At 72.0% G+C, this 25,301-nt stretch carries 22 protein-coding genes; 9 read left to right on the top strand and 13 right to left on the bottom strand.

Annotation, left to right across the window (positions count from 1 at the left end; genetic code table 11):
- Window positions 1-20: 20 nt before the first annotated feature.
- Genes ABGB05_RS26980 through ABGB05_RS26990 form a run of 3 tightly spaced genes read left to right on the top strand, consistent with a single transcriptional unit; the run spans window position 21 to window position 3,269 of the window.
- A complete protein-coding gene (locus ABGB05_RS26980; protein WP_347656631.1) occupies window positions 21-1,151 on the top strand; it encodes an acyl-CoA dehydrogenase family protein in 1,131 nt (376 codons plus the stop codon).
- Window positions 1,148-2,005 carry a phosphate/phosphite/phosphonate ABC transporter substrate-binding protein gene (locus ABGB05_RS26985; protein ID WP_347656633.1) on the top strand — a complete coding sequence of 286 codons (858 nt, stop codon included), beginning with the start codon at window positions 1,148-1,150 and terminating at the stop codon, window positions 2,003-2,005. Before ABGB05_RS26980 ends, ABGB05_RS26985 begins: the two co-directional genes overlap by 4 nt.
- Window positions 1,983-3,269 (top strand): ferritin-like domain-containing protein, encoded by a 1,287-nt coding sequence (locus tag ABGB05_RS26990; protein WP_347656635.1) that lies wholly within the window; start codon window positions 1,983-1,985, stop codon window positions 3,267-3,269. Before ABGB05_RS26985 ends, ABGB05_RS26990 begins: the two co-directional genes overlap by 23 nt.
- On the opposite strand, the gene ABGB05_RS26995 is transcribed toward ABGB05_RS26990, so the two are convergent.
- The 7 genes from ABGB05_RS26995 to ABGB05_RS27025 form a co-directional block, all read right to left on the bottom strand.
- Window positions 3,262-4,989 carry a beta-N-acetylhexosaminidase gene (locus ABGB05_RS26995; protein WP_347656637.1) on the bottom strand — a complete coding sequence of 576 codons (1,728 nt, stop codon included), beginning with the start codon at window positions 4,987-4,989 and terminating at the stop codon, window positions 3,262-3,264. The genes ABGB05_RS26990 and ABGB05_RS26995 overlap by 8 nt on opposite strands.
- A complete protein-coding gene (locus ABGB05_RS27000; protein ID WP_347656639.1) occupies window positions 4,989-5,858 on the bottom strand; it encodes a carbohydrate ABC transporter permease in 870 nt (289 codons plus the stop codon). The genes ABGB05_RS26995 and ABGB05_RS27000 overlap by 1 nt, the downstream gene beginning before the upstream one ends.
- Before the next feature lie 236 nt (window positions 5,859-6,094).
- Window positions 6,095-6,988 carry a sugar ABC transporter permease gene (locus ABGB05_RS27005; RefSeq protein WP_347656641.1) on the bottom strand — a complete coding sequence of 298 codons (894 nt, stop codon included), beginning with the start codon at window positions 6,986-6,988 and terminating at the stop codon, window positions 6,095-6,097.
- Between the two features lie 6 nt (window positions 6,989-6,994).
- Window positions 6,995-8,281 carry an extracellular solute-binding protein gene (locus tag ABGB05_RS27010; RefSeq protein WP_347656643.1) on the bottom strand — a complete coding sequence of 429 codons (1,287 nt, stop codon included), beginning with the start codon at window positions 8,279-8,281 and terminating at the stop codon, window positions 6,995-6,997.
- 79 nt (window positions 8,282-8,360) lie between these two features.
- A complete protein-coding gene (locus ABGB05_RS27015) occupies window positions 8,361-8,741 on the bottom strand; it encodes a RidA family protein (RefSeq protein WP_347656644.1) in 381 nt (126 codons plus the stop codon).
- A 3-nt stretch (window positions 8,742-8,744) separates the two neighbouring features.
- The gene (locus ABGB05_RS27020) at window positions 8,745-10,025 is read right to left on the bottom strand and encodes an amidohydrolase/deacetylase family metallohydrolase (protein ID WP_347656646.1); all 1,281 of its coding nucleotides are present in this window, start codon (window positions 10,023-10,025) and stop codon (window positions 8,745-8,747) included.
- Entirely contained in the window at window positions 10,022-11,323 is a 1,302-nt protein-coding gene (locus ABGB05_RS27025) for a helix-turn-helix domain-containing protein (protein ID WP_347656648.1), read from the bottom strand. Before ABGB05_RS27025 ends, ABGB05_RS27020 begins: the two co-directional genes overlap by 4 nt.
- 227 nt (window positions 11,324-11,550) lie before the next feature.
- Between ABGB05_RS27025 and ABGB05_RS27030 the strand changes: the two genes are divergently transcribed.
- From ABGB05_RS27030 to ABGB05_RS27045, 4 genes are all read left to right on the top strand, one after another.
- Window positions 11,551-12,795: an alanine racemase gene (locus ABGB05_RS27030; RefSeq protein ID WP_347656650.1), complete on the top strand. Its 1,245-nt coding sequence runs from the start codon at window positions 11,551-11,553 to the stop codon at window positions 12,793-12,795.
- A 79-nt stretch (window positions 12,796-12,874) separates the two neighbouring features.
- Entirely contained in the window at window positions 12,875-13,303 is a 429-nt protein-coding gene (locus ABGB05_RS27035; RefSeq protein WP_347656652.1) for a PPOX class F420-dependent oxidoreductase, read from the top strand.
- Window positions 13,304-13,426: 123 nt separating this feature from the next.
- A complete protein-coding gene (locus ABGB05_RS27040) occupies window positions 13,427-13,549 on the top strand; it encodes a ribosomal protein bL36 (protein ID WP_347656654.1) in 123 nt (40 codons plus the stop codon).
- Window positions 13,550-13,624: 75 nt separating this feature from the next.
- On the top strand, window positions 13,625-14,509 hold the full coding sequence (locus ABGB05_RS27045) for an ABC transporter substrate-binding protein (RefSeq protein ID WP_347656656.1): 885 nt from the start codon (window positions 13,625-13,627) through the stop codon (window positions 14,507-14,509).
- 48 nt (window positions 14,510-14,557) lie between these two features.
- Here ABGB05_RS27045 and aceB read toward each other — a convergent pair whose 3' ends face one another.
- Window positions 14,558-16,135 (bottom strand): malate synthase A, encoded by a 1,578-nt coding sequence (gene aceB / locus ABGB05_RS27050; protein ID WP_347656658.1) that lies wholly within the window; start codon window positions 16,133-16,135, stop codon window positions 14,558-14,560.
- Window positions 16,132-17,445: an isocitrate lyase gene (gene aceA, locus ABGB05_RS27055; RefSeq protein WP_347656660.1), complete on the bottom strand. Its 1,314-nt coding sequence runs from the start codon at window positions 17,443-17,445 to the stop codon at window positions 16,132-16,134. Before aceA ends, aceB begins: the two co-directional genes overlap by 4 nt.
- 196 nt (window positions 17,446-17,641) lie before the next feature.
- On the opposite strand from aceA, the gene ABGB05_RS27060 reads away from it, so the two are divergent.
- The gene (locus tag ABGB05_RS27060) at window positions 17,642-19,039 is read left to right on the top strand and encodes a short-chain fatty acyl-CoA regulator family protein (protein WP_347656662.1); all 1,398 of its coding nucleotides are present in this window, start codon (window positions 17,642-17,644) and stop codon (window positions 19,037-19,039) included.
- A gap of 287 nt (window positions 19,040-19,326) precedes the next feature.
- Complete coding sequence (locus tag ABGB05_RS27065; RefSeq protein WP_347656664.1) at window positions 19,327-21,018, top strand: heme peroxidase family protein; 1,692 nt, start codon at window positions 19,327-19,329, stop codon at window positions 21,016-21,018.
- Between the two features lie 68 nt (window positions 21,019-21,086).
- Here ABGB05_RS27065 and ABGB05_RS27070 read toward each other — a convergent pair whose 3' ends face one another.
- The 4 genes from ABGB05_RS27070 to ABGB05_RS27085 all read right to left on the bottom strand — a co-directional run bounded on the left by ABGB05_RS27070 (window position 21,087) and on the right by ABGB05_RS27085 (window position 25,270).
- Window positions 21,087-22,418 (bottom strand): adenylosuccinate synthetase, encoded by a 1,332-nt coding sequence (locus ABGB05_RS27070; RefSeq protein ID WP_347656666.1) that lies wholly within the window; start codon window positions 22,416-22,418, stop codon window positions 21,087-21,089.
- A complete protein-coding gene (locus ABGB05_RS27075) occupies window positions 22,415-23,383 on the bottom strand; it encodes a hypothetical protein (protein ID WP_347656668.1) in 969 nt (322 codons plus the stop codon). The genes ABGB05_RS27070 and ABGB05_RS27075 overlap by 4 nt, the downstream gene beginning before the upstream one ends.
- Window positions 23,384-23,525: 142 nt before the next feature.
- Window positions 23,526-24,521, bottom strand: coding sequence for a molecular chaperone DnaJ (locus ABGB05_RS27080; RefSeq protein WP_347656670.1), 996 nt, complete (start codon window positions 24,519-24,521; stop codon window positions 23,526-23,528).
- Window positions 24,518-25,270 (bottom strand): NUDIX domain-containing protein, encoded by a 753-nt coding sequence (locus tag ABGB05_RS27085; protein ID WP_347656707.1) that lies wholly within the window; start codon window positions 25,268-25,270, stop codon window positions 24,518-24,520. The genes ABGB05_RS27080 and ABGB05_RS27085 overlap by 4 nt, the downstream gene beginning before the upstream one ends.
- Window positions 25,271-25,301: the final 31 nt, after the last annotated feature.

Raw genomic sequence — 25,301 nt, forward strand, 5'->3', positions numbered from 1 at the left:
CCCACTTTCCGGGAGGACGCGTGACCTACCAGAATCCGTTGGAGCGCATCGTCAAGGAGATCGTCGTACCCTCGGCGGGTACCGTCGATCGGACCGCCACCTTCCCCCGCGAGGCGGTGGACGCGCTGGCCGGCGCGGGTCTGCTCGCCCTCACCGTGCCGAGCCGCCACGGTGGAGGCGGCGCGGGCCTACCCGCCGCCGCCGACGTCGTCCGGCAACTCTCCACCGCCTGCGGCTCGACCGCGATGGTGGTGATGATGCACTACAGCGCGGTTGCTGCCCTGGTCGCCGCCGACCGGGCGGACGTGCTGCGGGAGATCGCCGCCGGACGGCACCTGACCACCCTCGCCTTCTCCGAAACCGGCTCCCGGAGCCACTTCTGGGCGCCACTGGGCACCGCGACCGGGGACGGCGACAAGATCCGACTCGACGCCCGCAAGAGCTGGGTCACCTCGGCCAGCCACGCCGACAGCTACATCTGGTCGAGCCGGCCACTCGCCGCACCCGGGCCGATGACACTGTGGCTGGTCCCGACCGACACCCCCGGACTGTCGGTCGGTCCCGAATTCGACGGGCTGGGCCTGCGCGGCAACGACTCCCGCCCGGTCACCGGCACTGACCTGACGGTCTCCCGTACGGCCCTGCTCGGCACCGACGGCGCCGGCCTCGACCTGGCACTCTCCGCCGTACTGCCGTGGTTCCTCCTGCTCAACGCCGCCGCGAGCAGCGGGCTCATGCAGGCGGTGACCGGCGAGACGGCGGAACACCTGACCCGTACCCACCTGCGTCACCTGGACCGGTCCCTGGCACAGCAGCCCGAGTCCCGGGCACTGCTGGCCCGGATGCGGATCGAGACCGACCGCACCACCGCACTCCTCGACCGCACCCTGGCCGCGCTGGAGGAGGGTCGCGACGACGCCCAACTGCTGGTCCTGGAGGTCAAGGCGGCGGCGGACAGCGGCGCCGCCGAGGTGGCCGACCTGGCCATGACGGCGTGCGGCGGTGCCGCGTTCCGCCGCGAACTCGGCATCGAACGCCGGTTCCGGGACTCCCGGGCCGCCAGGGTGATGGCCCCGACCACGTCGGCGCTGCTGGACTTCGTCGGCCGGGCGCTCTGCGGCCTGCCACTGCTGGACGGAACGGCCGGATGACCCGCACCCTGCTGCTCGGCGCGGTCGCCTACGACCCCAAGGTGGTCACCATCTGGACCGGCTTCCGGTCCTGGTTCGCACAGCGGGGCCTGGACCTCGACTACGTCCTCTACGCCCACTACGAGCGGCAGGTCGACGACCTGCTCGCCGGCCGGGTCGACCTGGCCTGGAACTCACCGCTGGCCTGGATCCGCGCCCACCGGCTGGCCCGGGCCCGGAACGTCACCGTACGCGCCGTCGCGATGCGCGACACCGACCGCGACCTCACCTCGGTGATCGTGGTCCGAGCCGACTCGGACCTGCACTCCCCCGCCGACCTGCGCGGCCGGACCGTCGCCACCGGTGCCGTCGACTCACCCCAGGCGACACTGCTGCCACTGGCGCTGCTCCGCGACGCCGGCGTCGACCCGGAGAAGGAGCTCGACCTGCTCCGCTTCGACGTGGGCGTCGGTCTGCACGGTGACCACGTCGGCGGCGAACGGGACGCCGCCGAGGCGCTGCGCACCGGGCGGGCCGACGCGGCCTGCCTGCTCGACGCGAGCCTGCTGCTGTTCGGGCGGGAGGGCACCCTGCCGGCCGGTTCGGTACGGGTGCTCGCCCGGACCGAACCGTACGACCACTGCACCATGACCGTCGGGCCCCGGGCCGACTCCGCGCTCGTCGACACCTTCGGTGGCCTGCTGCTGGGAATGTCCTACGCGGACGACACCGCCCGTCCGCTGCTCGATCTCGAAGGACTGAAGCAGTGGCTGCCGGGCCGCACCGACCGGTACGCCGCACTGGACCGGGCGGTCACCGACACCGGTTTCTACCAAGCCGACGGAGCCCTCGGTGCCGGCCATCGTTCACCTTGACGACCTCGGCTTCGACGCCGGCGGGCACCTGCTGGTCGACCGGGCGCTGGCCGGGCTCTCCCCCGGTGACCGGCTGGTCGTGCACGGCCGTCACCCGGCACTCGGCCTGCACCTGGCGGCCTGGTGCCGGGCCGAGGGACACCGGCTCGAACCCGGACCGGACGAGCGGAATCCGGGCGGAGCCATGTCAACCGCGACCGGTGACCTGGGCGGGGAGGTGTCGACCGGCGGCCGGTACGGGTCGGCGGCGACGTCCGGCCCGGGGGTGATCACCCGGACCGTGCTCCGGGGCAGCGCCGACCTCGACCGGTGGCGGGGGGCGCGGCGGGCCGGCCGGACCGCCGCCGACGTCGTACCGCACGCGGATCGGGAGTGGGGTCTGGCGGCCCGGGGCGCGCTGGTCGAGCCGGGTGGTCCACCGCTCGCTGTGGACTGGGTCGACCGCGACCTCGTCTGGGCCGACATCGCACCCCGGCTGTACGCGCAGGCGACCGCGAACCAGTGGGACCCGGCGACCGCGGTCGACTGGGCGGCGGCCGGTTCGGTGCCGGAGGACGTCGAGGACCTCGTCGTGCAGGTGATGACGTACCTGGTGGAGAACGAGCAGGCCGCGCTCATGATCCCGGCCCGGATGCTCGCCCGGCTGCACCCGCACTACCGCGAGGTGATGCAACTGCTGGCGGCCCAGGCTGCGGACGAGGCCCGGCACGTCGAGATCTTCACCCGTCGGGCGTTGCTGCGGCGGGACGTACTCGGGCTCTCCGGCGCCGGTGGGCGGGCCTCGCTGCAGACCCTGCTGGCCGAACCGGACTTCACCCTCGCCTCGTTCCTGCTCTCCGTGCTCGGTGAGGGAAGCTTCCTGGACCTGCTGCACTTCCTGCACCGGCACGCCCCCGACCCGGTCACCGCCGACGTCACCCGGCTCGCGGCCCGCGACGAGGCTCGGCACGTCGCGTTCGGGGTCGCGCACACCGCGCACGTGGTCCGCGCCGACCCGGCCTTCCTGCACCGGCTGCGTAACGCGGTCGAACGCCGCCACGCGGTACTGGCCGACACCGCCGGCCTGAACCGGCAGGTCTTCGACGCGCTGGTGGTGCTGGCCGCCGGTTCGTGGAAACCGGCGGCGATCGCCCGGGGGTGGCAGGAGGTGCTCCGGCTGCAGGAGGCGATGGACGCCGGTCGACGTCGACGGCTGGAGTACATCGGCTTTCCGGACGACGAGGCGGCGGCCGTGTCGGCCCTGCACACCCGCAACTTCATGTAGGTCCGGGGCGGCCGGTCGGGTGACCGGCGGCGGATGTCGACAGCACGTTGCCGGTGAGGGCGGCGAGTTCGGCCGCCCGGTCGGCGGGCTCACGGGGCCAGCCGCGCGCGTCCGGCCGGCGCTGCCAGGGCAGCGGCCCGTCGGGCGGGCGGTGCTCCACCCCCATCGCGGTCAACCGGTCGAGGTGCCCGGCCAGACGCCGGGAGAAGCCCTGCCACGGGGCGGCCCCCGACGGCGACCAGACCGCCTCGGCGAATCCGGAGAGGCGGGGAAAGGCCAGGTAGTCGACGGCCCGGGGACTGTCGGCGTGCTCGGTCCAGAGATTGCACTGGGCGCCGAGGATCCGGTGCCGCAGGTCGGCCGGAAGCTCCGGCGGCACCGGTTCGAAGGCCCGGACCGCCGCCACGTCGAGCACGGTACCGACCGGGATCGGCTCGCCCGGATCCGCGGACTGCCGGTAGTCCAGGTAGGCGGCACTGTCCCAGCAGGCGACGACGTCGTGACCGGCCCGGGCCGCCGCCACCGCCAGGGCCGGCCCCCGCCAGGCGGCGACGGTGGCGCCGGGTGGCGGGCCGCCCTCCAGGATCTCGTCCCAGCCGTACGCCACCCGGCCGGCGGCGGTGAGATGCTCCTGGAACTGTCGGACGAACCAGGCCTGCAGCGCGTCCTCGTCGGCGAGCCCGAGCTCGCGGATCCGTCGCTGGGCGGCGAGGCTGGTCCGCCACTCGTCCTTGCGGCACTCGTCACCGCCGATCCCGATGTGTCGGCTCGGGAAGAGCTCCATCACCTCGTCCAGAACGTTGCGGAAGAAGGCGACCGTCTCGTCGGAGACGTTCAGGACCCGGGACGAGACCCCCCACCGGGTGGAGACGGTGACCGGCTGGTCGGGCCGGTTGCCGAGTTCCGGGTACGCGGCGATCGCCGCCTGGGTGTGGCCGGGCAGGTCGATCTCCGGCACCACCGTGACGAACCGCTGCGCCGCATACGCCACGATCTCCCGCAGGTCGTCCTGGGTGTAGTAGCCGCCGTGCGGCCGCCCGTCGAACCGCTCGTGCTGGCGCGAGCCGACCATCGACTCGGCCCGCCCCGCCCCGACCTCGGTCAACCGCGGGTAGCGCCGGATCTGCACCCGCCAACCCTGGTCGTCGGTGAGGTGCAGGTGCAGCACGTTGAGCTTGTGCGCGGCGAGCAGGTCGATGATCCGCAGCACCCCGGCGACCGGCATGAAGTGCCGGGCGACGTCCAGCATGAAGCCCCGCCAGCCGAAACGCGGCCGGTCGTCGATCTCCACCACCGGTACGGTCCACGGGCCGGAAGACACCGGCGCCCGCCGGTACACCGTCGGGGGCAGCAGTTGGAGCAGGGTCTGCGCACCGTAGAAGACGCCGGCCGGCGTACCACCGGTGACGGTGACACCGTCGGGGCGTACCCGTAGCCGGTAGCCCTCGGCGGGCAGTGCGGGGTCGACGGAGAGTCTGATGCCGGTGGCCGGCCCGGCGCCGTCCGGTGGCACGACGGCCGGCGGGTCCGCCCCGGGCCCGACAGCGGGCAGCGGCAGGCCGGTGCTCCGGGACAGGGTCTCCCGCAGCCACCGGGCGACCCCGGCACAGGCGGGGTCGGCGGCGAGCGTGGTGGTCGGGGTCAGCGGGCAGCCGCCGGAACCGGCCCGGAGGTCGACCGGATGGGGCAGCAGGTTGACCGCCTCGCTCGTGACCTCCATCAGTCCTTCACCGCGCCACCGAGGCCGGAGACCAGGCGGCGCCTGACGAAGACGAAGAACACCAGCACCGGGATGGTCATCAGGGTGGAGGCGGCCATGATGCCGCCCCAGTCGTTCTCGTCCGGTTTGAAGAAGACCAGCAGCGCGGCCGGCAGGGTCTGGTTCTCGGTGGCGCTGATGATGAACGTCCGGGCGAACAGGAAGTCGTTCCACGCGGTGATGAAGGAGAACACGGAGGTCGCGGCGAGACCCGGCGCCACCAGTGGGAAGAGGATCCGCCAGAGGATGGTGAACCGGCCGGCGCCGTCCAGGGTGGCGGCCTCCTCCACCTCCGGCGGCACCGCCGCGACAAAACCGCGCAGCATCCAGATCGCGAACGGCAGACTGAAGGCCAACTGCACCAGCACCAGCGAGCCGAGGGTGTTCAGCCCGACCCCGGGTACGCTCCGGCCGAGGTCGCGGATCTGGAAGAAGAGCGGAATGCTCAACGCCTCGACCGGCACCATCTGGGCGATCAGAAAGAGCACCAGGATCGTGGTGCGGGTACGGAACCGGTAGCGGGTCAGCGCCACCGCCGCCAGGAACGCGACCAGCGCGCTCAACGCCACCACGGACAGCGCCACGACCAGGCTGTTCAGAAAGTACCGGCCGAATCCGCTGACCCCGAGTGCCGAACGGAAGTGCTCCAGGGTCGGGTGCAGGGTCCACGGTCGCGGATCGGCGGACAGGATCTCGCCGGTCGGCTTCAGCGCGGAGAGCACCATCCAGTAGATCGGGAAGACCGTGACCGCGGCGACGCCGACCGCGACCGCGTCGGCGGCCCGACGCCACACCCGGGTCGTGCCCCGCCCACTCCTGCTCGTCCTCACCCAACTTCCGTCCGTTCGTGACTGCGGGGCTCGCACACCCCGCTCACTCCTCGCACTCACCGCACCCCCGTCCGTTCGCGACTGCGGGGCTCGCACACCCCGCTCACTCCTCGCACTCACCGCACCCCCGTCCGTTCGTGACTGCGGGGCTCGCACACCCCGCTCACTCCTCGCACTCACCGCACCCCCGTCCGTTCGTGACTGCGGGGCTCGCACACCCCGCTCACTCCTCGCACTCACAGGGACTCGCCGGTGGTGCGGCGGAGGGCGCGCAGGTAGAGCAGGGTCACCACGAGCAGGATCACCGTCATCACGACTCCGATCGCCGAGCCGAGGCCGTACTGGGCGGAGGCGAAGGCCTTCTGGTAGGCGTACACGTTGAGCACCAGGTTCTGGCCGGCGATGCCGCCACCCCGGGTCATCACGTAGATCTGGGTGAAGACCTTGAAGTCCCAGATGATCGACTGGATCACCACGATCACGATGAGGGGCCGCAACATCGGCGCGATGATCCGCCGGAAGGTGGTGAACGCACCCGCGCCGTCCAGCGCGGCCGCCTCCCGCACCGAGTGGGGGATCGCCTCGATGCCGGCGTACAGGGTGATCATCACGAACGGGAAGGAGTGCCAGACCACCACCGCGCCGACCAGCGCGAACGCCACCGTACGGTCGTAGAGCCAGTTGTACGCGCCCAGCCCGAGCACCTCGTTGACCAGGCCCAGGTTGCTGTCGAAGAGGAACATCCAGACCACCGAGCCGGTCATCGCCGGTGCGGCCCAGGCGGTCAGCGCCGCGAACGACAGGACCGCCCGGGCCACCCGGCCGACCCGGGTCAGCAGCACCGCCAGTGCCGCGCCGACCGCCAGGGTCACCACCACACAGCCGGCGGCGAAGAGCACCGTCTGGCCGAGCACGGTCCAGAACGTCGGGTCGGCGACGAGCGTCCGGTAGTTGCCGACACCCAGGAACCGGGCCGGTACGCCGCCACTGACCTGCGGCTGCCCGTACTCGAAGAGGGAGAGCAGCCCAAGCTGGTAGAGCGGGTACGCGAACATCGGCACCAGTACGGCGAACGCCGGCAGCAGCAACCACAGGGGCGTCAGCCGCCGCCGGCGGATCGTCACGGACACCGGTGGCTACTTCCCGAACGCCGTGCTGATCTGGGTCTTCGCCTCGGCCGTCGCCGCGTCCACGGTCGCCCGACCTGTGATGATCTTCTGCAGCATGTTCGGCAGGATCCGTTCGGCGTCGATGGTGGTCCACGCCTTGTCGACCGGGACGAACCGCGTACCGGCGTCCATCGTGTCGACGAACGGCTTGAGGAACGGCTCCTTGCCGATCACCTCCGTCCGGGCCGACCGCATCGCCGGTACGAAGCCCATCGCGTCGTACAGCTTCAGCGTGTACTTCCGGCTCGCCAGCAGCTGCATGAACTCGACCGCGAGGGTGCGGTGGCCGGTGGAGCGGAAGACGCCGAGGCTGCTGCCGCCGGCGAAGGCGGGTGCGATCGAGCCGGGCCTGGCTCCGGGCAGCGGGACGACGCCGTACTTCCCCTTGACCGCGCCGGCGTCGACCGCCGAACGGTTGAAGTTGCCGAGGATGGCCATCCCGGCCCGGCCGGCCGCGAACGCCTCGACGGTGCCGCCGCCGGTCAGGTCGACGCACTGCTGCGCCGGGCAGATGTCCGGGCTGAACAGGTCGGTGTACGCCTTGACGCCGGCCTTGGCCGCCGGTGAGTCGATGGCGGCGGTGTAGCCGCCGGCCGACCCGGTGGCGATGTCGCCGCCGGCGTCCCAGACGAACGGCAGGGCGCCGAAGGTGTAGAGCCCGCCGACCGCGATGCCGAGCATCTCCGGGTTCTCCGCCCGCACCTTCTTCGCGGCGGTGACCAGTTCGGCGTACGAGGTCGGCGGTTCGAGGTCGAGGGCGGCGAAGACGTCGGTGCGGTAGTACAGGGCCCGTACCCCGATCCACCACGGTACGCCGTACGCCTTGTCGCCCACGGTCACCGTGCTGACCAGGTCGGGCGGCAGGTCGGCGGCCTCGGCCCAGTTCCGGTTCTCCGCGGTGACGTCGGCCATCCCGTTCGAGGCGACGAAGCTCGCCAGGTCGGTGTTGCCGATCTCGGTCACGTCCGGCGCGCTCGCCGGGTCGTTGAGCGCACCCCGGTACCGCTCGGCCCGGGTGTCGGTGGCGAGGTAGCTGACGTCGACCGTGACGTCCTGGTGGCGGGTCCTGAACTCGGCGATCGCCTCGTTGACCACCGCCTCCTTGGCGGTCCGGTTGGCCTCGTCGAAGAGCCAGACCCGCAGGGTGCCGGTCCGGGAGTCGGTGTTGGTGGTCGGTTGGTCGGTGGAGGGTGCGCAGGCCGCGGCGCCGAGGACGAGGGCGCCGAGCGCGGTCAGGACGAGGAGTTTCCGCACAGGTTGTCTCCCTCTGGTAGCGAGCCAGGTTCGGGGTGGGTCGGCTTGGATGTCCTACGGGCCGGGGCGCCGCGTCCGGCTACCCGCCGAGGTGGAGGACCGCGTCGACCTCGATGTCGAAGCCGTTCAACGCGACCGGCAGGGTGGTCCGGGCCGGCAGGTTCTCGGCGCCGAAGAACTCCCGGTAGATCTCGTTCATCGCCGGGAAGTCGGCGAAGTCGCGCAGGTACACCCCGACCCGTACCGCGTCGGTCAGGTCGCCGCCGGCCGCCTCGGCCACCCGGGCCAGGTTGCCGAACGCGGCTCGCGCCTGCGCGGCGAAGTCACCCTTCACCCAGGTGCCGTCCGGTAGCACCGGGCAGGCGCCGGAGAGGTACGCGAAGTCGCCGGCGACCACCGCGTGGGAGTAGGGGCCGCCGGGTGGTGCCGCCTGCTCGGCGACGACGATCCGCTTGGGCATGGGTCAGCCTCCGTCTCGGGGGAACTGTTCGGCGAGCCCGTCCGGGCCCACCAGGGGTGTGGTCAGCAGTCGACGTACCGCCCGGTCCCGTTCGGCGAGTGCGTGCCGTTGGGCGTCGGTGAGCGGGACCCACGGCGGGACGGGCCCGGACAGCCGGGGCGGCATCGGCCGGCCGGCCCGGTACGTCACCTCGTTGACCAGCCGGATCGGCGACGTACGGCGTTGTCCGTGCACGTCGGACAGCTCGAACCGGTCGGGTTCGACGGTGAAGACGGCGAGGTCGGCCGGCGCGCCGATCGCGAGCGTGCCGGCTCCGTCGGTGAGGCCGAGTGCCCGGGCCGGTCCGATCGTCGCCGCCGCGACCACCTGTTCCAGGCTCATCCCGACGGCCAGCAGCTTGGCCATCGTGGTCGGCAGGTCGAAGACCGGGCCGTGCAGCGAGCGGCTGTGCAGGTCGGTGGAGACCGCGTGCGGCGGCAAACCGGCGGCCAGCTGCGCCTCGAGGACGTCGAAGGCGAAGCCGCCGGAGCCATGCCCGAGGTCGAACCGGATGCCCGCCTGGTAGGCGTCCTTCGCCGCCGGGTCGAACCCGGTCGGACCCGCGGCGATGCCGCTGGCACAGTGCGTGATGATGTCGCCGGGTCGCAGCAGGGGCAGCAGCTGACCGATCGTGGGCGGTCCGGCTCCGATGTGGACCATCACCGGCAGGTCGGTGGCCGCGGCCGCCTCGACCGCCCGGCGGAGCGGGGCCAGCCCGTGTGATCCCACGTTGTGCCGATCCATCCGGACCTTGATGCCGACGATGGTCTCCCGGTACGCCTGTACGGTCGCCACCGCCAGGTCGACGTCGCAGTTCGCGAGGTTCCGGGATTCGCCGACCGGGGCGACCAGCCCGGCCGCGGAGATGTTCAGCAGGGCGGGTACCCGTACCGGATAGCCGGCGATGGCGGCGGCGAGGGCCGGAAAGGACCAGGCCCCGGCCGACCCGGCGTCCACCCAGGTGGTCACCCCGGACCGCCAGGCCACCGGTTCCGGGTCGATTCCCCAGTACGTCGCACCGGGATGCACGTGGGTGTGCAGGTCCACCAGGCCGGGGGTGACCAACCGTCCGGTCAGGTCGACCACCTCGGTCACACCGGCCCGGGGCAGCCGGGGTGCCACGGCGGCGATCCGACCGGCCCGGATCGCGATGTCGTGCGGACCGGCGCGCCGGTCGGCCGGATCGAGCAGGTCTCCGCCGGTCAGCAGCAGGTCCCAGCCGGGGGTGTCGCTGGTCCCGGTCATCGGGCCTGCTCGACCGTCGCGCCGATGCGCAGTCGGTACAGCCGGGCGGGCCGCCCCTTGCGGTGCAGTTGGGTGCTGCCCTCCACCTCGACGAGTCCGGACTCGCTCAGTTTGCGGATCAGCCGTCGCCCGCTCGGGTCGGTGATGCCGAGCTGTCGGGCGAGGTCACCCGGGGAGATCGCCTGGCCCGCCAGCGACCGTTCGACGGCCGCCAGCCGCGACAGCGTCGCCGCGCTGAGCCCCACCTCGGCGGCAATCCGCTCCAGTGCGGCGCCGTGCCCCCGGTAGGTGAAGGTGACGGCCGATCCGGCCGGGCTCATCGGCCCGATGATCACGCCGCTGTCCTCGACCAGGTACGCGCTCGGCGTGTCCTCCTGTTCGGCCCGGGCGGCCGCCCGCTCGGCCAGCTGCAGGCAGCTGCGGGCCGAGGCGCCCACCCCGAACCCGGCGGCGACCCGGATCCCGAGCGTCTCCTGTGCCTGTCCCAGCGCCGGCAGGGTCACCCAGCTGTTGGTCGCCTGTTCGAAGAGGGCCTGGTGGGCGAAGACCACCACACCGCGGCGGCCCCGGTTCTCGATCCAGGCGTCGCCGAACTCGGGCGTGTTGATCAGCAGGTTCATCAGGCCTACCCGGGCCCGGTCGAGGTCGGGTTGCGGGTTTGTCCGGCCGACCAGGAAGACCCCGGCGGCGAAGCGCAGCGCGCTGGCCCGTTTCGACTGCACCCGCAGCGCCAGCTCGTGCAGCTGGGCCCGCAGGGTCGCCGGGCCGGGCAGTCCGCCGAGCACCGGGACGGCCCCGCGCAGCTGTTCCGCGACCGCGGTGCGCAGGCTGATCACGTAGTCGGCACCGGTCCGGGCCAGTGCGGCGCGGTGGAATCCGACGATCTCGGCGACGGTCTGCTCCGGGTCGTACGGCAGCAGACTGATCCCGGCCGGGTCCAGGTCCAGCGCGCCGGCCACCTCGTCGACCGTGCGGGCGTCGTAGGTGTCGATGCTGACCGGGGTCGGTCGCCAACCCCGGGACAGGGCCTTGAACAGCGCCAGGGAGAGGTCCAGCCCGGCCGAGCGGAGGATCGCCACCGGAAGGTCCGGCGGCAGCAGGTCCCGGCACTTCGCGTACGGCACCGGGCCGAGCAGCAGGCCGTCGACGTGCTGTCGGGCGAGCCGGTCGGCGACGGTGTCCCGGACCTGGTCCTCGTGCTCGTAGACCATCCACTCCAGGTTCACCCCGGCCAGGGTCCGGGCCGCGTCCTCGAAGACGGCCCGGTGGCTGACGTGGATGACCAGACCGATCACCATCGGCGCTCCAGTCCACACTAGGGCAACAGGTTCGGAATTAGTCCGTTAACTACGGTCGGGATAGGGTGCGCCCTGTCGCCCCCTCTCGTCAAGACCCCCACCCGATCCCCGGAACGCCGCCCACTTCTGGCCGTCCGAGGTTGACGTGGCGCGGGCGAGCCGGCAATCTCAGCTGCCAACAGCGAGCCACATCCGAACCTGATCAGGCGAACCGGGAGGGCGGGCCGGTGCTGCGCGAGGACCTCGACGAGCCACCGCTCGACTGGCGGGCCAAGGGCCTCTGGCAGCCGGGACCACCGATCCGGGCCAGCGAGTTCGTCGCCGCCGGCCACCGGCTGTTCGACGGCGCCGTCAGCTGGCCGGCGCTGGTCGCCCGCCGTAGCGCCCTGCACCACAACCTCACCACGATGGCCGACTTCTGCGCCCGGCACGGCTTCTCGTTCGCCCCGCACGGCAAGACGACCATGGCCCCGTCGCTGTTCGCCGCCCAACTCGCCGGCGGAGCCTGGGCGATCACCGTGGCCACCGCCAACCAGCTGCTCGTCTGTCGACACCTCGGGGTGCCCCGGGTGCTGCTCGCCAACCAACTGCTCGACCCGGTGCCACTGCGCTGGCTGGCCGGCGAACTCGACCGGGGCTTCGAGGCGTACCTCTTCGTGGACTCGGTCGCCGGGGTCGAGGCGATCGGCACCACCCTCGCCGACCGGCCGGACGGCCCAGCGGTACGGGTCCTCGCGGAACTCGGCCACGCCGGCGGCCGGACCGGCTGTCGGACCATCCGGCAACTGGTCGAGGTCGCCGAGGCGGTCGCCGACACCGCCCGGGTACGCCTCGACGGCGTGACCGCGTACGAGGGGGGCCTGCGGGACGCGACGGAGGTGGCGACGTACCTCGACCGGACCCGGGAGGCGACGGTCGAGCTGGCCGCCCGGGGGCTGCTACCGGACGAGGTGATCGTCAGCGCCGGGGGCAGCGCCTGGTTCGACGTGGTGGCCGACCGGCTCGGCGGCGCCTGGCTCCCCGGCCGTCACCTGCGGGTGGTGCTGCGCAGCGGCGCGTACGTCAGCCACGACCACGGCTTCTACGCCGCACACACGCCGTTCCGGCGCAGTCCGGAGGACGGGTCGCTGGCCGGGGCGCTGGAACTCTGGGCCCAGGTCATCTCCACCCCGGAACCCGGGCTGGCGATCGTCGCCATGGGCAAGCGCGATGCGCCGTACGACGAGGGCCTCCCGGTGCCGCTGCGGGTCCGCCGGGCCTCCGGCTCGGTCACGGAGGTGACCGGCGTGACCGTGACCCGACTCAACGACCACCACGCCTTCCTCGCCGCGCCGCCCGACGTCGACCTGCACCCCGGGGACCTGGTCTGCTTCGGCATCTCCCACCCGTGCACCGCCTTCGACAAGTGGCGGTACATCCCGGTCCTGGACGACACCGACACCGTGGTCGACGTGCTGCACACGTACTTCTGAACAGCGGTGGTGCGGCGCACTTCCGAGGTTTTTACCAAGCACGATCCACCCAGGTCGGGACAAAGGGCATTATGGGCACATGGCGCATCGGATGACCGGGGAGGAATGGCGGAGCTTCGTGTCGGCGGGGACCCGGACCGGCAAGGTCGCCACCGTACGGGCCGACGGTTCGCCGCACATCGTGCCGATCTGGTTCCTGCTCGACCGTGACGACGTGGTCTTCAACACCGGGAAGACCTCGGTGAAGGGCCGGGCGCTGCTCCGGGACGGCCGGGCCGCGCTCTGTGTCGACGACGAGAACCCACCGTTCGCCTTCGTCACCCTGCGGGGCCGGGCGACGATCAGCGAGAACCTGGACGAGATGCGGTACTGGGCCACCCGGCTCGCCGCCCGCTATCTCGGCGAGGAGCACGCCGAGGAGTTCGGCGCCCGCAACGCCGTACCGGGTGAGCTGCTGGTCCGGCTGCGGATCGACCAGGTCACGGCGTACTCCCGGGTCGCCGATTAAAACCGGACATGACACCTCATACCACCCAGCGGTCCATCGGTCGCCGGAATCCCGACCGCCTCCCCCGACGTTGTGCTCGGCGTACGGACACCAGTTTCCGGACCTGAGCCGAGGAGGATGGCCATGAGAGTTCGTAGTTCACTGCGGGCGTTGAAGCAGAAGCCGGGCTCGGTGGTGGTACGCCGGCACGGCCGGGTGATGGTGGTCAACCGCACCAACCCGCGTTGGAAGGCCCGCCAGGGCTGACCTGACGACAACCTCCGGGCATCGGACGACCGGGCCGGGTGATCCGGGTGTCATCCGGCCCGGCACGATGGGGACATGCGTCTGGTCTCCCTGCTGCCATCCGCCACCGAGATCGTCTACGCACTCGGGCTCGGTGACGACCTTGTCGGTGTCACCTTCGAGTGCGACGAACCGCCGTCGGCCCGTACCGACAAGACCGTCGTGGTCGGCGGCCGAGACACCCGGGGCATGAGCCCCGGCGAGATCGACGACTACGTCAAGGCGCGGATGGCCGCCGGCGAGGACCTCTACACGCTGCACGCGGACGCGCTCGCCGACCTCGCCCCGGAACTGATCCTGACCCAGGACCTCTGCCGGGTCTGCGCGCTCCCCTCCGGCCAGGTGGAGAACGCCCTGGACTACCTCGGGTGCCGGTCCGACGTGCTCTCCCTCGACCCGTACAGCCTGGACGAGGTGCTCGACACCATCGTCGCGGTGGGGAGCCGGACCGGCGTACCGGACCGGGCCGAGGCCCTCGTCGTGGGGCTGCGTACCCGGCTCGGCACGGTCGCCGCCGCCATCGCCGGACGCCCCCGGCCCCGGGTCGCGGTGGTGGAGTGGGTCGAACCGCCGTTCACCGCCGGTCACTGGGTTCCGGACCTGGTCCGGGCCGCCGGCGGTGAACCGGTCGCGGCCCGGCCCGGCGCCCGGTCGGTCCAGACGACATGGCAGGAGTTTGCCGGCGCCGCCCCGGACCTGGTGATCGTCTCCCCCTGTGGATTCCACCTGGAGGGTGCGGTCGGACAGGCCCGGCTGGTCGCCGAGCGGCTGCCCGGCGTAGCGGTCTGGGCCATCGACGCCGACGGACTCGTGGTACGCCCCGGGCCCCGGCTGGTCGACGGGGTCGAGGCGCTCGCGGCGGTCCTGCACCCGGGTGTCGTACCGGATCCGCCGGCCGGGGCGGTCGCCCGGGTGGCCTGACACGTCGGAAAGGGCCCCCTTTTCACCCGAACGGGAAGGCGCCCGTCCCTACATGTGGCGGGCGTAGGCCTCGGTGGTGAAGAAGGCCGGCAGGTCGTCGGCGAGGGCGGTGCGTTCGAGGATCGCCGCCGCGTCGGCGATCCGCTGTCGGTCGGCCGGCGGGCGTTCCGCACAGAGGGCGGCGACCTCGTCGGCGACCAGCGCGCGGACCCGGTCGGAGGTGACCCGTCCGCCGTCGGCCAGCGGCGTCGCGTGGTGCAGCCACTGCCAGACCTGGCAGCGGGCGATCTCTGCGGTGGCGGCGTCCTCCATCAGGTTGAAGATGGCGGCGGCACCGGTGCCGCCGAGCCACGAGTCGAGGTAACGCAGCGCAACCGCGATGTTGCCCCGCAGGCCGGCCGCGCTGACCCGTCCCGGTGTCCGGTCGACCGCCAGCAGGTCGTCGGCGGTGACGGTGACCTCGTCGCGGAGCCGCCCGAGCTGGTGCGGGCGGTCGCCGAGCACCGCGTCGAAGGTCTCCCGGCAGATCTCCACCAGGCCGGGGTGGGCCACCCAGGAGCCGTCGAAGCCGTCGGCCGCCTCGCGCTCCTTGTCCGCCCGGACCCTGGCCAGCGCCACGCTGTTGACCTCGGGGTCGCGGCTGGGAATGAAGGCGGCCATCCCGCCGAGGGCGTGCGCGCCGCGCCGGTGACAGGTCCGGACCAGCAGTTCGGTGTACGCCCGCATGAACGGCACCGTCATCGTCACCGCACCCCGGTCCGGGAGCAGGAAGTCGTCCCGGTGGCCGAAGTTTTTGATGATGCTGAAGATGTAGTCCCAGCGGCCGGCGTTCAGCCCGGCGGCGTGTTCGCGCAGCTCGTAGAGGATCTCCTCCATCTCGAAGGCGGCGGTGATCGTCTCGACGAGCACGGTGGCCCGGATGGTGCCCTGCGGGATGCCGAGGTACCGCTGGGCGAAGCGGAACACGTCGTTCCAGAGCCGCGCCTCCCGGTGGTCCTCCAGTTTGGGCAGGTAGAAGTAGGGGCCGCTGCCGGCGTCGAGCTGCCGCTGGGCGCAGTGCAGGAAGTAGAGCCCGAAGTCGACCAGGCTGGCGGAGATCGGCCGGCCGTCGACGACCAGGTGCTTCTCCACCAGGTGCCAGCCCCGCGGCCGGACGACGATGGTGGCCGGGTCGGACCCGACCACGTACCGCTTGCCGCGACCGTCGGTGAAGTCGATCCGCCGGTCGATGGCGTCGACCAGGTTGAGCTGTCCGTCGATGACGTTGTGCCAGGTCGGGGTGAGGGCGTCCTCGAAGTCGGCCAGCCAGACCCGGGCCCCGGAGTTGAGCGCGTTGACGGTCATCCGCCGGTCGGTGGGTCCGGTGATCTCCACCCGGCGGTCGACCAGTCCGGGGGCGGGTGCTGCGACCCGCCAGTCCGGGTCGGCCCGAACGGCCGCCGTCTCGGGCAGGAAGCCGGGGAGCTGCCCCTCGGCGTACCGGGCGCGTCGGGCCCGCCGGGTGTCCAGCACCGCGACCCGGCGGGCGGCGAACTCGCGGTCGAGCGCGACCAGGAAGTCCAGCGCCTTGGGGCTGAGGATCTCGTCGTAGCGGTCGGCCATCGGGCCGCTGATCTGGATGTTCATGCCGGCACTCCGTCCCGCTCCGGGCCGAACTTCCGCTCGGTGCCGAACTGCTCCTCCTCGGTCGAGCCGCGCAGCGCGGTGGTCTCGGCGGTGGGGTTGAGCACGGTACTGATCAGGTCGAAGTAGCCGGTGCCGACCTCACGCTGGTGCCGGACCGCGGTGTAGCCCGCCGGCTCGGCGGCGAACTCACGCTCCTGCAGCGCGACGTACGCCGGCATCCCGCCGGTGGCGTAGCCCCGGGCCAGCTCGAACATCGAGTAGTTGAGGGCGTGGAATCCGGCCAGGGTGATGAACTGGAATCTGTACCCCATGTGGCCCAGCTCCCGCTGGAACTTGGCGATGGTGGCGTCGTCGAGGTGCCGGCGCCAGTTGAACGACGGCGAACAGTTGTAGGCGAGCAGCTGGTCCGGGTACTCGGCCTTGATCGCTTCGGCGAAACGGCGGGCCAGCTCCAGGTCCGGGGTGCTGGTCTCCATCCACAGCAGATCGGCGTACGGCGCGTACGCCAGTCCCCGGGCGACGCACGGCTCCAGTCCGTTGCGGACCCGGTGGAAGCCCTCGGCGGTCCGCTCGCCGGTGAGGAACGGCTGGTCCCGCTCGTCTGTGTCGGTGGTGAGCAGCGTCGCGGCGTGCGCGTCGGTACGGGCGATGATCACGGAGGGGACACCGGCGACGTCGGCGGCGAGCCGGGCCGAGGAGAGGGTCCGGATGTGCTGCCCGGTGGGGATCAGCACCTTGCCGCCGAGGTGGCCGCACTTCTTCTCGCTGGCGAGCTGGTCCTCCCAGTGCACCCCGGCCGCGCCGGCCACGATCATCGCGGTCATCAGCTCGTACGCGTTGAGCACGCCACCGAAGCCTGCCTCGGCGTCGGCGACGATCGGGGCGAGCCAGTCGACCGACGGCTCGACTCCCTCGGCGGTCTCGATCTGGCCGGCGCGCAGCAGGGCGTTGTTGATCCGGCGGACCGCCGCCGGCACCGAGTTCGCCGGGTAGAGGCTCTGGTCCGGGTACGTCTGGCCGGCCAGGTTGGCGTCCGCGGCGACCTGCCAGCCGGAGAGGTAGATCGCGTTGAGGCCGGCCCGGACCATCTGCACGGCCTGGTTGCCGGTCAGCGCGCCGAGCGCGGGCAGGTGGTCCTCGGTGTGCAGCAGCCGCCACAGTCGCTGCGCGCCCCGGCGGGCAAGGGTGTGTTCCTCGGTGACCACACCGCGCAGCCGGACGACGTCCTCGGCCCGGTAGCTCCGCTCGACGCCCCGCCACCGCGGGTCGGTGGCCCACTCTTTCCGCAACTGTTCGACCGGCGTGCTCATCGTGTGCTCCTTCGGGGTCGGTGATCACGTACCGTTCACCGGTGTTTGACCGAAACCATGACACGGGCTCGATCGAGGGGTCGAGATACGGAAACAGCGAATTATTGAAAATCCACCACCCCTATTTTGCGAAGTTGCGAAAGGCATTCTTAACAGTTGTGTTAATGTAAGCCGATCAGCGGCGTTGGGAGGCGCCATGGTCAAGACGTTCGCGGGCCCGCGACTGCGGCGGCTGCGCGAGGAGCACGGCGTCAGCCAGATCGAACTGGCCCGCCAGCTCGGCATCTCCCCCAGCTACCTCAACCAGCTCGAACACGACACCCGGCCACTCACCGTGCCGGTGCTGATCCGGATCACCGAGGTCTTCGGTGTCGACACCGCGTACTTCGCCCCGCACGACACGCCACGGCTGGTGGCCGAACTGCGTGAGGCACTGCCGGCCCGGGCCACCCTGCCCGACCTGACCGAGCTGGCCGGCAAACTGCCCGAGGTCGCCGAGGCGGTGATCGACCTCTACCGCCGCTACCGGCAGACCAACGACCAGCTCGCCGAGGTGGTCGGCGACCGGGAGCTGGTCCCCGGACGCAGCCCGCACGACCAGGTGAGCGACTTCTTCTACCGGCGCCAGAACTACGTGCCGGACCTGGACGAGGCGGCCGAGGCGCTGGCCGCCGAGATCGGGATCCGGCGCGGCGAGGCCCGGTCCGCGCTGACCGACCGGCTCGCCGACCGGCACGGGGTACGGATCGTGCGCGAGGAGACCGACGCGCTCGCCGGGGAACTGCACCGCTACCGGCCGCAGAGCCGCACCCTGCACCTGTCGACGTCGTTGCGTTCCGGGCAGGAGGCGATCCGGATGGGTGCCCAGATCGCCCTGCTGGAATACGCCGACGTCATCGACGAAATAATCGAGGAAGAGCGGATCTACGACGTACAGACGCAGATCCTGCTGCGGGTCGGGCTGGCCAACTACTTCGCCGCCGCGCTGATCCTGCCGTACCGGGAGTTCCTCGAGGCCGCCGAGACCCGGCGGTACGACATCGGGCTGCTCACCGACCACTTCGTGATGGGTTGGGAGAGTGTCTGCCACCGGCTGAGCACCCTGCAGCGGCCGAGGGCGCGCGGCGTGCCGTTCTCCTTCGTCCGGGTCGACCGGGCCGGCAACATGTCCAAACGCCAGTCGGCGACCGGTTTCCCGTTCTCCCGCTCGGGCGGCACCTGTCCACTCTGGAACGTCTACGAGGCGTTCAGCGCACCGGGCCGGGTGATGACCCAGGTGGCCGCGATGCCGGACGGGCAGCGCTATCTCTGGATCGCCCGGACCGTCACCCGGCACCACGGCGGGTACGGCCAGCCGGGCAAGGTCTTCGCGATCGGGCTCGGCTGCGAGTTGCGGCACGCCGGGCGGCTCGTCTACTCCGCCGGGCGGGACCTGCAGGCGACCGGGGCGGCGACCCCGATCGGGCCCGGCTGCAAGACCTGCGAGCGGTTGACCTGCCCGCAGCGGGCCGCCGCACCGATCGGCCGCCGGCTGGACCTGGACGAGAACCGCAGCACCTTCGTCCCGTACCCGTTGAAGATTGAGACGCCGTAGACCCGGACATCAATTCCGGAGAGTAATCGGGCAAATTCAAATCGTAATTGGATTGGGTTGCCGGAGTCGCAACGTCGACAGTAGGTGGACGCTGCGGCACACGCGACGGACTCTGGGGTCAGTCGACCAGACCGGCATTCCGAACCGCGCCACATCGACTGGTCCGCGCCGATCGCGGACGTTCACGGGGGCTCTTTTCCGCGCGTAATCGTGCGCATTTTCCATTGGTGTCCTCCGCTGTCGGGTGGCCCGGCCGGCCGCCGGTCGTCACGAGGGAGGAACGACTGATGAAACGGCACATGCGGGAGGACTACCTCGTCGAGGGCGAGGGCCTGCTCTCCTTCGACGCGCAACGGCAGCCGACCGCGCGACGGCCGTCGACAACCGCGGAGCTGCGCAAGTTCCGGTTCTCCCGGCTCGGCCCGCAGGGTGAGCAGCCGTCGGAGGAACTACGCGCCGCACTGGCCCGGGCGATGGTCGCCGGCGTCTCCACCGACTCGACGGACCCGGCGGTTCCCGCCGGCTACACCTACCTCGGCCAGTTCGTCGACCACGACCTGACCATGGACGCCACCGCCGCCGCACTCGGCTCGGACGTCTCGGTGGACGACCTGCTCCAGGGCCGGTCGCCTGCGCTCGACCTGGACTCGCTCTACGGGCGCGGCCCGACCGACCGGAACGACCGGACCTTCTACGCCGACGACGGTGTGCACCTGTTGGTGGGGCGGACCGCCGCGGTCTCCGGACCGCCGCCGGTCGACCCCGCCGCCAACCAGGACCTCGACGGCTTCGACCTGCCCCGGTCCGGGCTGGGCTCAACGAAGCGGGAGCGCCGGGCCGCGCTGATCCCGGACGCCCGCAACGACGAGAACCTCGCGGTGGCCCAGACCCACCTGGCGTTCATCCGGTTCCACAACCGGGTGGTCGACCAGCTCGCCAGCGGCGGCCTCGCCGGGCCGGCGCTGTTCCGGGCCGCCCGGTCGGTCGTGGTGAAGCACTACCAGTGGATGCTGCGCACCGACTTCCTGCCCCGGATCGTCTCGCCCGAGGTGGTGGACGACGTCTTCACCAACGGGCGCCGGTTCTTCGAGGTCTCCCCCGGCTACGACCGCCGGAACCGGGGCCGCTGGGTGCAGCCGGGCGACCGGCCGACCATGCCGATCGAGTTCTCCGTCGCGGCGTACCGGCTCGGGCACAGCATGGTCCGGGAGGTGTACGACTGGAACCGGATCTTCCGTACCGGGACCACCACCGGTTTCCCGGCCGGCACCCTGGAGCTGCTGTTCCAGTTCTCCGGAACCAGCGGCAACCTCTCCCCCGACGGCGCGCTCGACGATCCCGAGTCCGGCTCGTTCGAACGGCTGCCGACGAACTGGATCGCCGACTTCCGCCGGCTCTACGACTTCGCCGAGGCCGGCCGCGACGACCTGGTGGTCGACCCGGAGCGGGAGGGTCCCGGGCTGAACCTGACCCGGCGGATCGACACCCTGCTGGTGGACCCGCTGCGCAACCTGCCGCTCGGGTCCTTCGGCGGACGCGGCACCGCGCCGACCGACCTCGAGCGGAACCTCGCCTTCCGCAACCTGACCCGGGCCGTCATGGTCCGGCTCGCCAGCGGTCAGCAGATGGCCGAGTTCCTCGACCTGGTGCCGCTCAAGCCCGACGAGATCCTGCACGGCGCCGACGGTGCCGTGCTGGACGGGCTGAGCGACGCGCAGAAGGACGCGTTGACCAGCAACACGCCACTGTGGTTCTACATCCTGCGCGAGGCCGAGTTCAACGGCGGGCGGCTCGACGGGGTCGGTGCCCGGATCGTCGCCGAGGTGTTCCACCGGGCCATCGAGGGCAGCCGCGACTCCATCCTGCGGGACCCGGCCTGGCGGCCGACCCTGGGCCCGGACGAGGCGCGGTTCCGGATGGTCGACCTGCTGCTGTTCGCCTTCGAGGGCCGGGCCGAGCTGCTCAATCCGCTCGGCTGAGTGGCTGCCCGGGGCCGGCGCCCCGGGCAGCGGCACCGGGCGGCTCGGGTGGGTCGGTCGTCGCCGACCTACCCGGGCCGCCCGGCCGCTGCGACCTCGGCGTCGAGCCGGCGGGCGAGCGCGCCGGGGTGCTTGTCGCCGGCGCGCGGGCCGTACGACGTCACCAGCACCGGCAGGCCGAGCAGCTCACCGATCGCCGACGGCCAGTCGTCCGGCCGGTGCAGCTCCGCCGGCCCGGCCTGCCGGAGCAGGTCGGTGAGCCGCGCCTGGTGGGTCAGGTCACCCCGGCGGCCGGGCACCAGCTGCCGCAGCGGCGTCCCGGCCACCTCGTAACCGGTGCAGATCCGCAGCGCGGGTGTCCGTTCCGGTACGTCGGCGTGGGTCACCGCGAGCGCGTCCACCCCGCCGCAGACCTGCACCGCGTACCGGTGGGCCACCGCGTCGAAGTGCCCGACCCGGAACGGCCCCTGCCAGCAGCCGGTTCCGTTGTGCGGCTCCGGAACGGACAGCGTCGGGTCCTCGGTCACCAACGGGCCGGCGCCGTGCCGGGTGGTGTACGTCCGGACCACGCCGAGCCGCAGCGCCGACTGGTCCGCCTCGGCGAGCAGGGTTGCCGCGTTGTCGAAGGTTGTCGTCGACCAGGTGGTGTACGGGTGCCAGCCGTACCACTCGTCGAGCAGCACCCCCTGGGCGCCCTCGAAGACGCAGGGCCCGGCCCGGAGCAGGCGACGCCGGACGGCTTCTCCGTCCACCACCGGCACCGCCGCCCCGAAGGCCTGGAACGCCGCCATCACGTCGTCGACCGGCGGACAGTCGCGCAGCAGAGCCGCCCCGACCGAGGCGGCGTCGACCGGCGGGGTGTCGGCGGACCGCAGTTCGTCGACGAGCCGGTCGCGTACCGCGGTCAACCGGCGACGCAGCCGGGCCGGGTCCCGTACGTCGGCGGCCCGGGGCGCGTCGGTCCAGGTCAACGCGTACCGCATGGTTTCGCCGACGCCGAGGCCGCACGAACCGTGCCGCCCGGCACCCCGACGCAGCTCCCGGACCTGGTTGGCGGCGCGGTGCCACGGCGTCGCCAGCAACGCGTCGCCGTCCACGGTGAGCAGCCCGAACGGGTCCGGTACGCCGAGCCGGGCCAGATGCTCGGCCTCGGCCGCCAGCGCCAGCGGGTCGACCACGACGAACCGCGACAGGTGGGTGGGGACGCCGGCCAGCGTCCCCGACCCGAACTGGGCGAAGGTGTGGTGCCGCCCGTCCGGCGTCACCACGTTGTGGGCGGCCTGCGCACCCCCGTTGAACCGGATCACCGCGGTGACCGGCTGTCGCGCGCAGACCCACTCCACGGTCGTGCCCTTGCCCGCGTCGCCGTAGCCGAGGTCGACCACGACCACGTGTGTCACAGCCGGATGGTCCCGTCGCCGCTGCCGGACCGCAGGCCGGTGAGCGGCACCGAGGTCCGGGCGACCAGGTCTCGACGCAGCGGCGCCAACGCCCGGCCGACCGACGGACCGGCGGTGGAACCGACGTCGTCGAGGTCACGCAGTCCGGTGTCGAGGTCGATGGAGTCCTCGGCCAGGCCGATGGTGAGCGCGATGGTCTCGCAGACCGCGTCGAGGTTGTCGAGTTCCAGCACGTTCTGGCCGAGCAGGTCCCGCCAGGCGTCCAGGATGCCCGCGTCGCCGGCGTAGCTCGCTCCGCTCGGCAGGATGTAGTAGACCTCGAAGCTGCGGGACAGCTCGCGGACGATCTCCTTGACCGGGATCGGCTCGGCCAGCTCGTCGCCGATGATCTTGCGGACCTCGGCCGGCTTGACCCGGTCGTACGGCAACTCGTCCCCGATCAGGAACAGGTAGCCGCGCCGGCCGCGCTGCCGCACGCTGTCCAACGCGGTGTGCCGGGCCATGAAGTACATCGCCAGCTCGTACGACTCGGTGCGCTGCCCGCCACCGCCGCCCTCCAGCACGATCTTCGCCAGCTGGTCGTCCATCCGGTTGTCCGACTCGAACTGGCCGACCTGCAACGGCACCCGGTCACAGGTGGCGTCACCGATCGCGCCGAACATGATCTGCGGGTCGGTGACGTAGCCCTTGCGGAGCAGCAGCCCGAGCAGCTGCGGCAGCTTGGCCTGCAGCACCCGGGGCACCGCCCGCATCGAGCCGGTGACGTCGAACAGCACGGCGATCGGCGTCGAGGTGGGGTGTTCGGCACTGTCCCGGCTCTCCCGGTCGGTCACGCCGCGCGGGTCGAGGTCGGGATGCACGGTGCGGGCACCGCTGTCGCTGTACGCGAAGGCGCTCGTACCGGTGGCCGCGCGGTAGCTCGCGGCGGCCGCGTACACGTCGGTGGACCAACGTCCACTGCCCATGACAGGTTCCTTTCGGGGTGGGGGCCTGATCCTCTGGTCAGACCGGCAGGGTGATCCCGGCTGATCCTCTGGTCAGACCGGCAGGGTGATCCCGGCTGATCCTCTGGTCAGGCCGGCAGGGTGATCCCGGCTGATCCTCTGGTCAGGCCGGCAGGGTGAAGGGTCGGAAGCGGCGGGGGCCGTAGAGCTGGTGCAGCAGGTCGTCGAGTTCGGCGAGGAGACGCCATGCGTCGTCGGGGCGCATGGCCGGGCGGTCGAGCCGGCAGCCGTCGGCGAAGCGGCGCAGTGGTGCCGGCAGTCGGGGGCCGATCAGTCGGGTCATCAGGTCGGCGGCGGCGTAGAGGTCGGTGGCCGGGGTGGCGGGTCGCCGTCCCGAAACCTCGGGCGGGTAGTGGTCGCGGTGGCGGGCGACGATCGCGGGGATCCGTTCGCCGGGCCGGACCGAGTAGCACCAGTCGACGAGGGCGAGCCCGTGTGCGGCGGGGTGGACGAGGACGTGTTCGGGCAGGACCGCACCGTGCACGAGGCCGGCCCGGTGCGCCCAGCCGAGACCGACCAGCAGCCGTCGCCACATCCAGGCGGCGTCGCGCGGGTCGAGCCCGTCGGGGAAGTGCCGGGCCACCTCGGCGAGGCTGACGAAGCCGGCGAGGTGTTCCAGCACCGGACCGGTACGGCGTACCCCGGTGGCCGGGTCGTCGTGTGTGACGGTGTCCAGCAGTTGGGGCGCGTACGCCCGATGTCGCGGGTCGCCCTCGGCGGCGAGCCGGGTGAGCGCGTCGATCTCGGCTCGGACCAGGTCGTTGTCGGCCGGGTCGCGGGGCAGTTTGAGCAGGCCGCGCAGGTCGCCGTCGGTGACCTCGCGCAGGGTGGTGAGGTCACCGGTGGTGTGGCCGGTGCCGACGACCCAGCGGCGTCGGCGGGTCTGGATGACGGGGGTGGTCGCGGCCCAGAGCGCGGCGAGCCGGGCCATGGCCGCGGTGGCGACGGCGGTACGGCCGGCCGGCGCCACGTCGGGGTGCAGGAGCTTCACCAGTCGGCGGTACGTGGTGACCCCGTCGACGAACACCTCGGCGGGATCGTCCGTCCGCTGGACCAGCGCGACGGCGTCGTCAAAATCGACCGGCCTCGTCGAGGTCATCTCACCTGCTCCTCACGGGTGGGCCGGAGCAGTGCCGGGTGCAGCAGGACGGCGTCGCCTTTCCGGTAGAGCCGGGCCCGGGGCCCACCGCGTTCGCCGCCCCGGCTGGTGGTTCCCCCGGTGCTCTCCACGAACCCGGGCACCGAGAGCACCTTGCGGTGGAAGTTGCCGGCGTGCAGCTGCTCCCCCCACACGGCGGTGTAGACGGCGCGCAGTTCGGCGATGGTGAACTCCGGTCCGAGGAACGCGGCGGCCAGCGGGCTGTACTCGAGTTTGGCGCGGGCGCGCTCCAGTCCGTCGGCGAGCACGGTGTCGTGGTCGAAGGCCAGGTCCCGGGCCGTCTCGACCGGGAACCAGCCGGCTTTCGCGGCGTCGCCGCCGGCACGCGGGTCCGGCAGGCTCGGCGCGAAGGCCAGGTAGGCCACCGAGACGACCCGCATCCGCGGATCCCGGCCCGGGTCCCCGTAGCTGCGGAGCTGTTCGAGGTGGACCCGGGCCAGCGCGTCCTCGCCGGGGCGCAGCCCGGTCTCCTCGGACAGTTCGCGGCGGGCCGCCTCGTCGAGGGTCTCGTCGCGGACGAATCCGCCGGGCAGGGCGAGGCGCCCCTGGTACGGATGCTCGGCACGTTCGACGAGCAGCACGCTGAGTGCCCCGTCCCGGATGGTCAGCACCACCACGTCGACGGTGACCGCGACCGACGGATAGGCCGTCGGGTCGTACTCGGCCAGGAACTGCGACTCCACGTCCATCACCCAGTCATTCTCAGATCGAGTATTTCTC

Source organism: Plantactinospora sp. B5E13 (genome assembly GCF_039871775.1).
GTDB lineage: Bacteria > Actinomycetota > Actinomycetes > Mycobacteriales > Micromonosporaceae > Plantactinospora.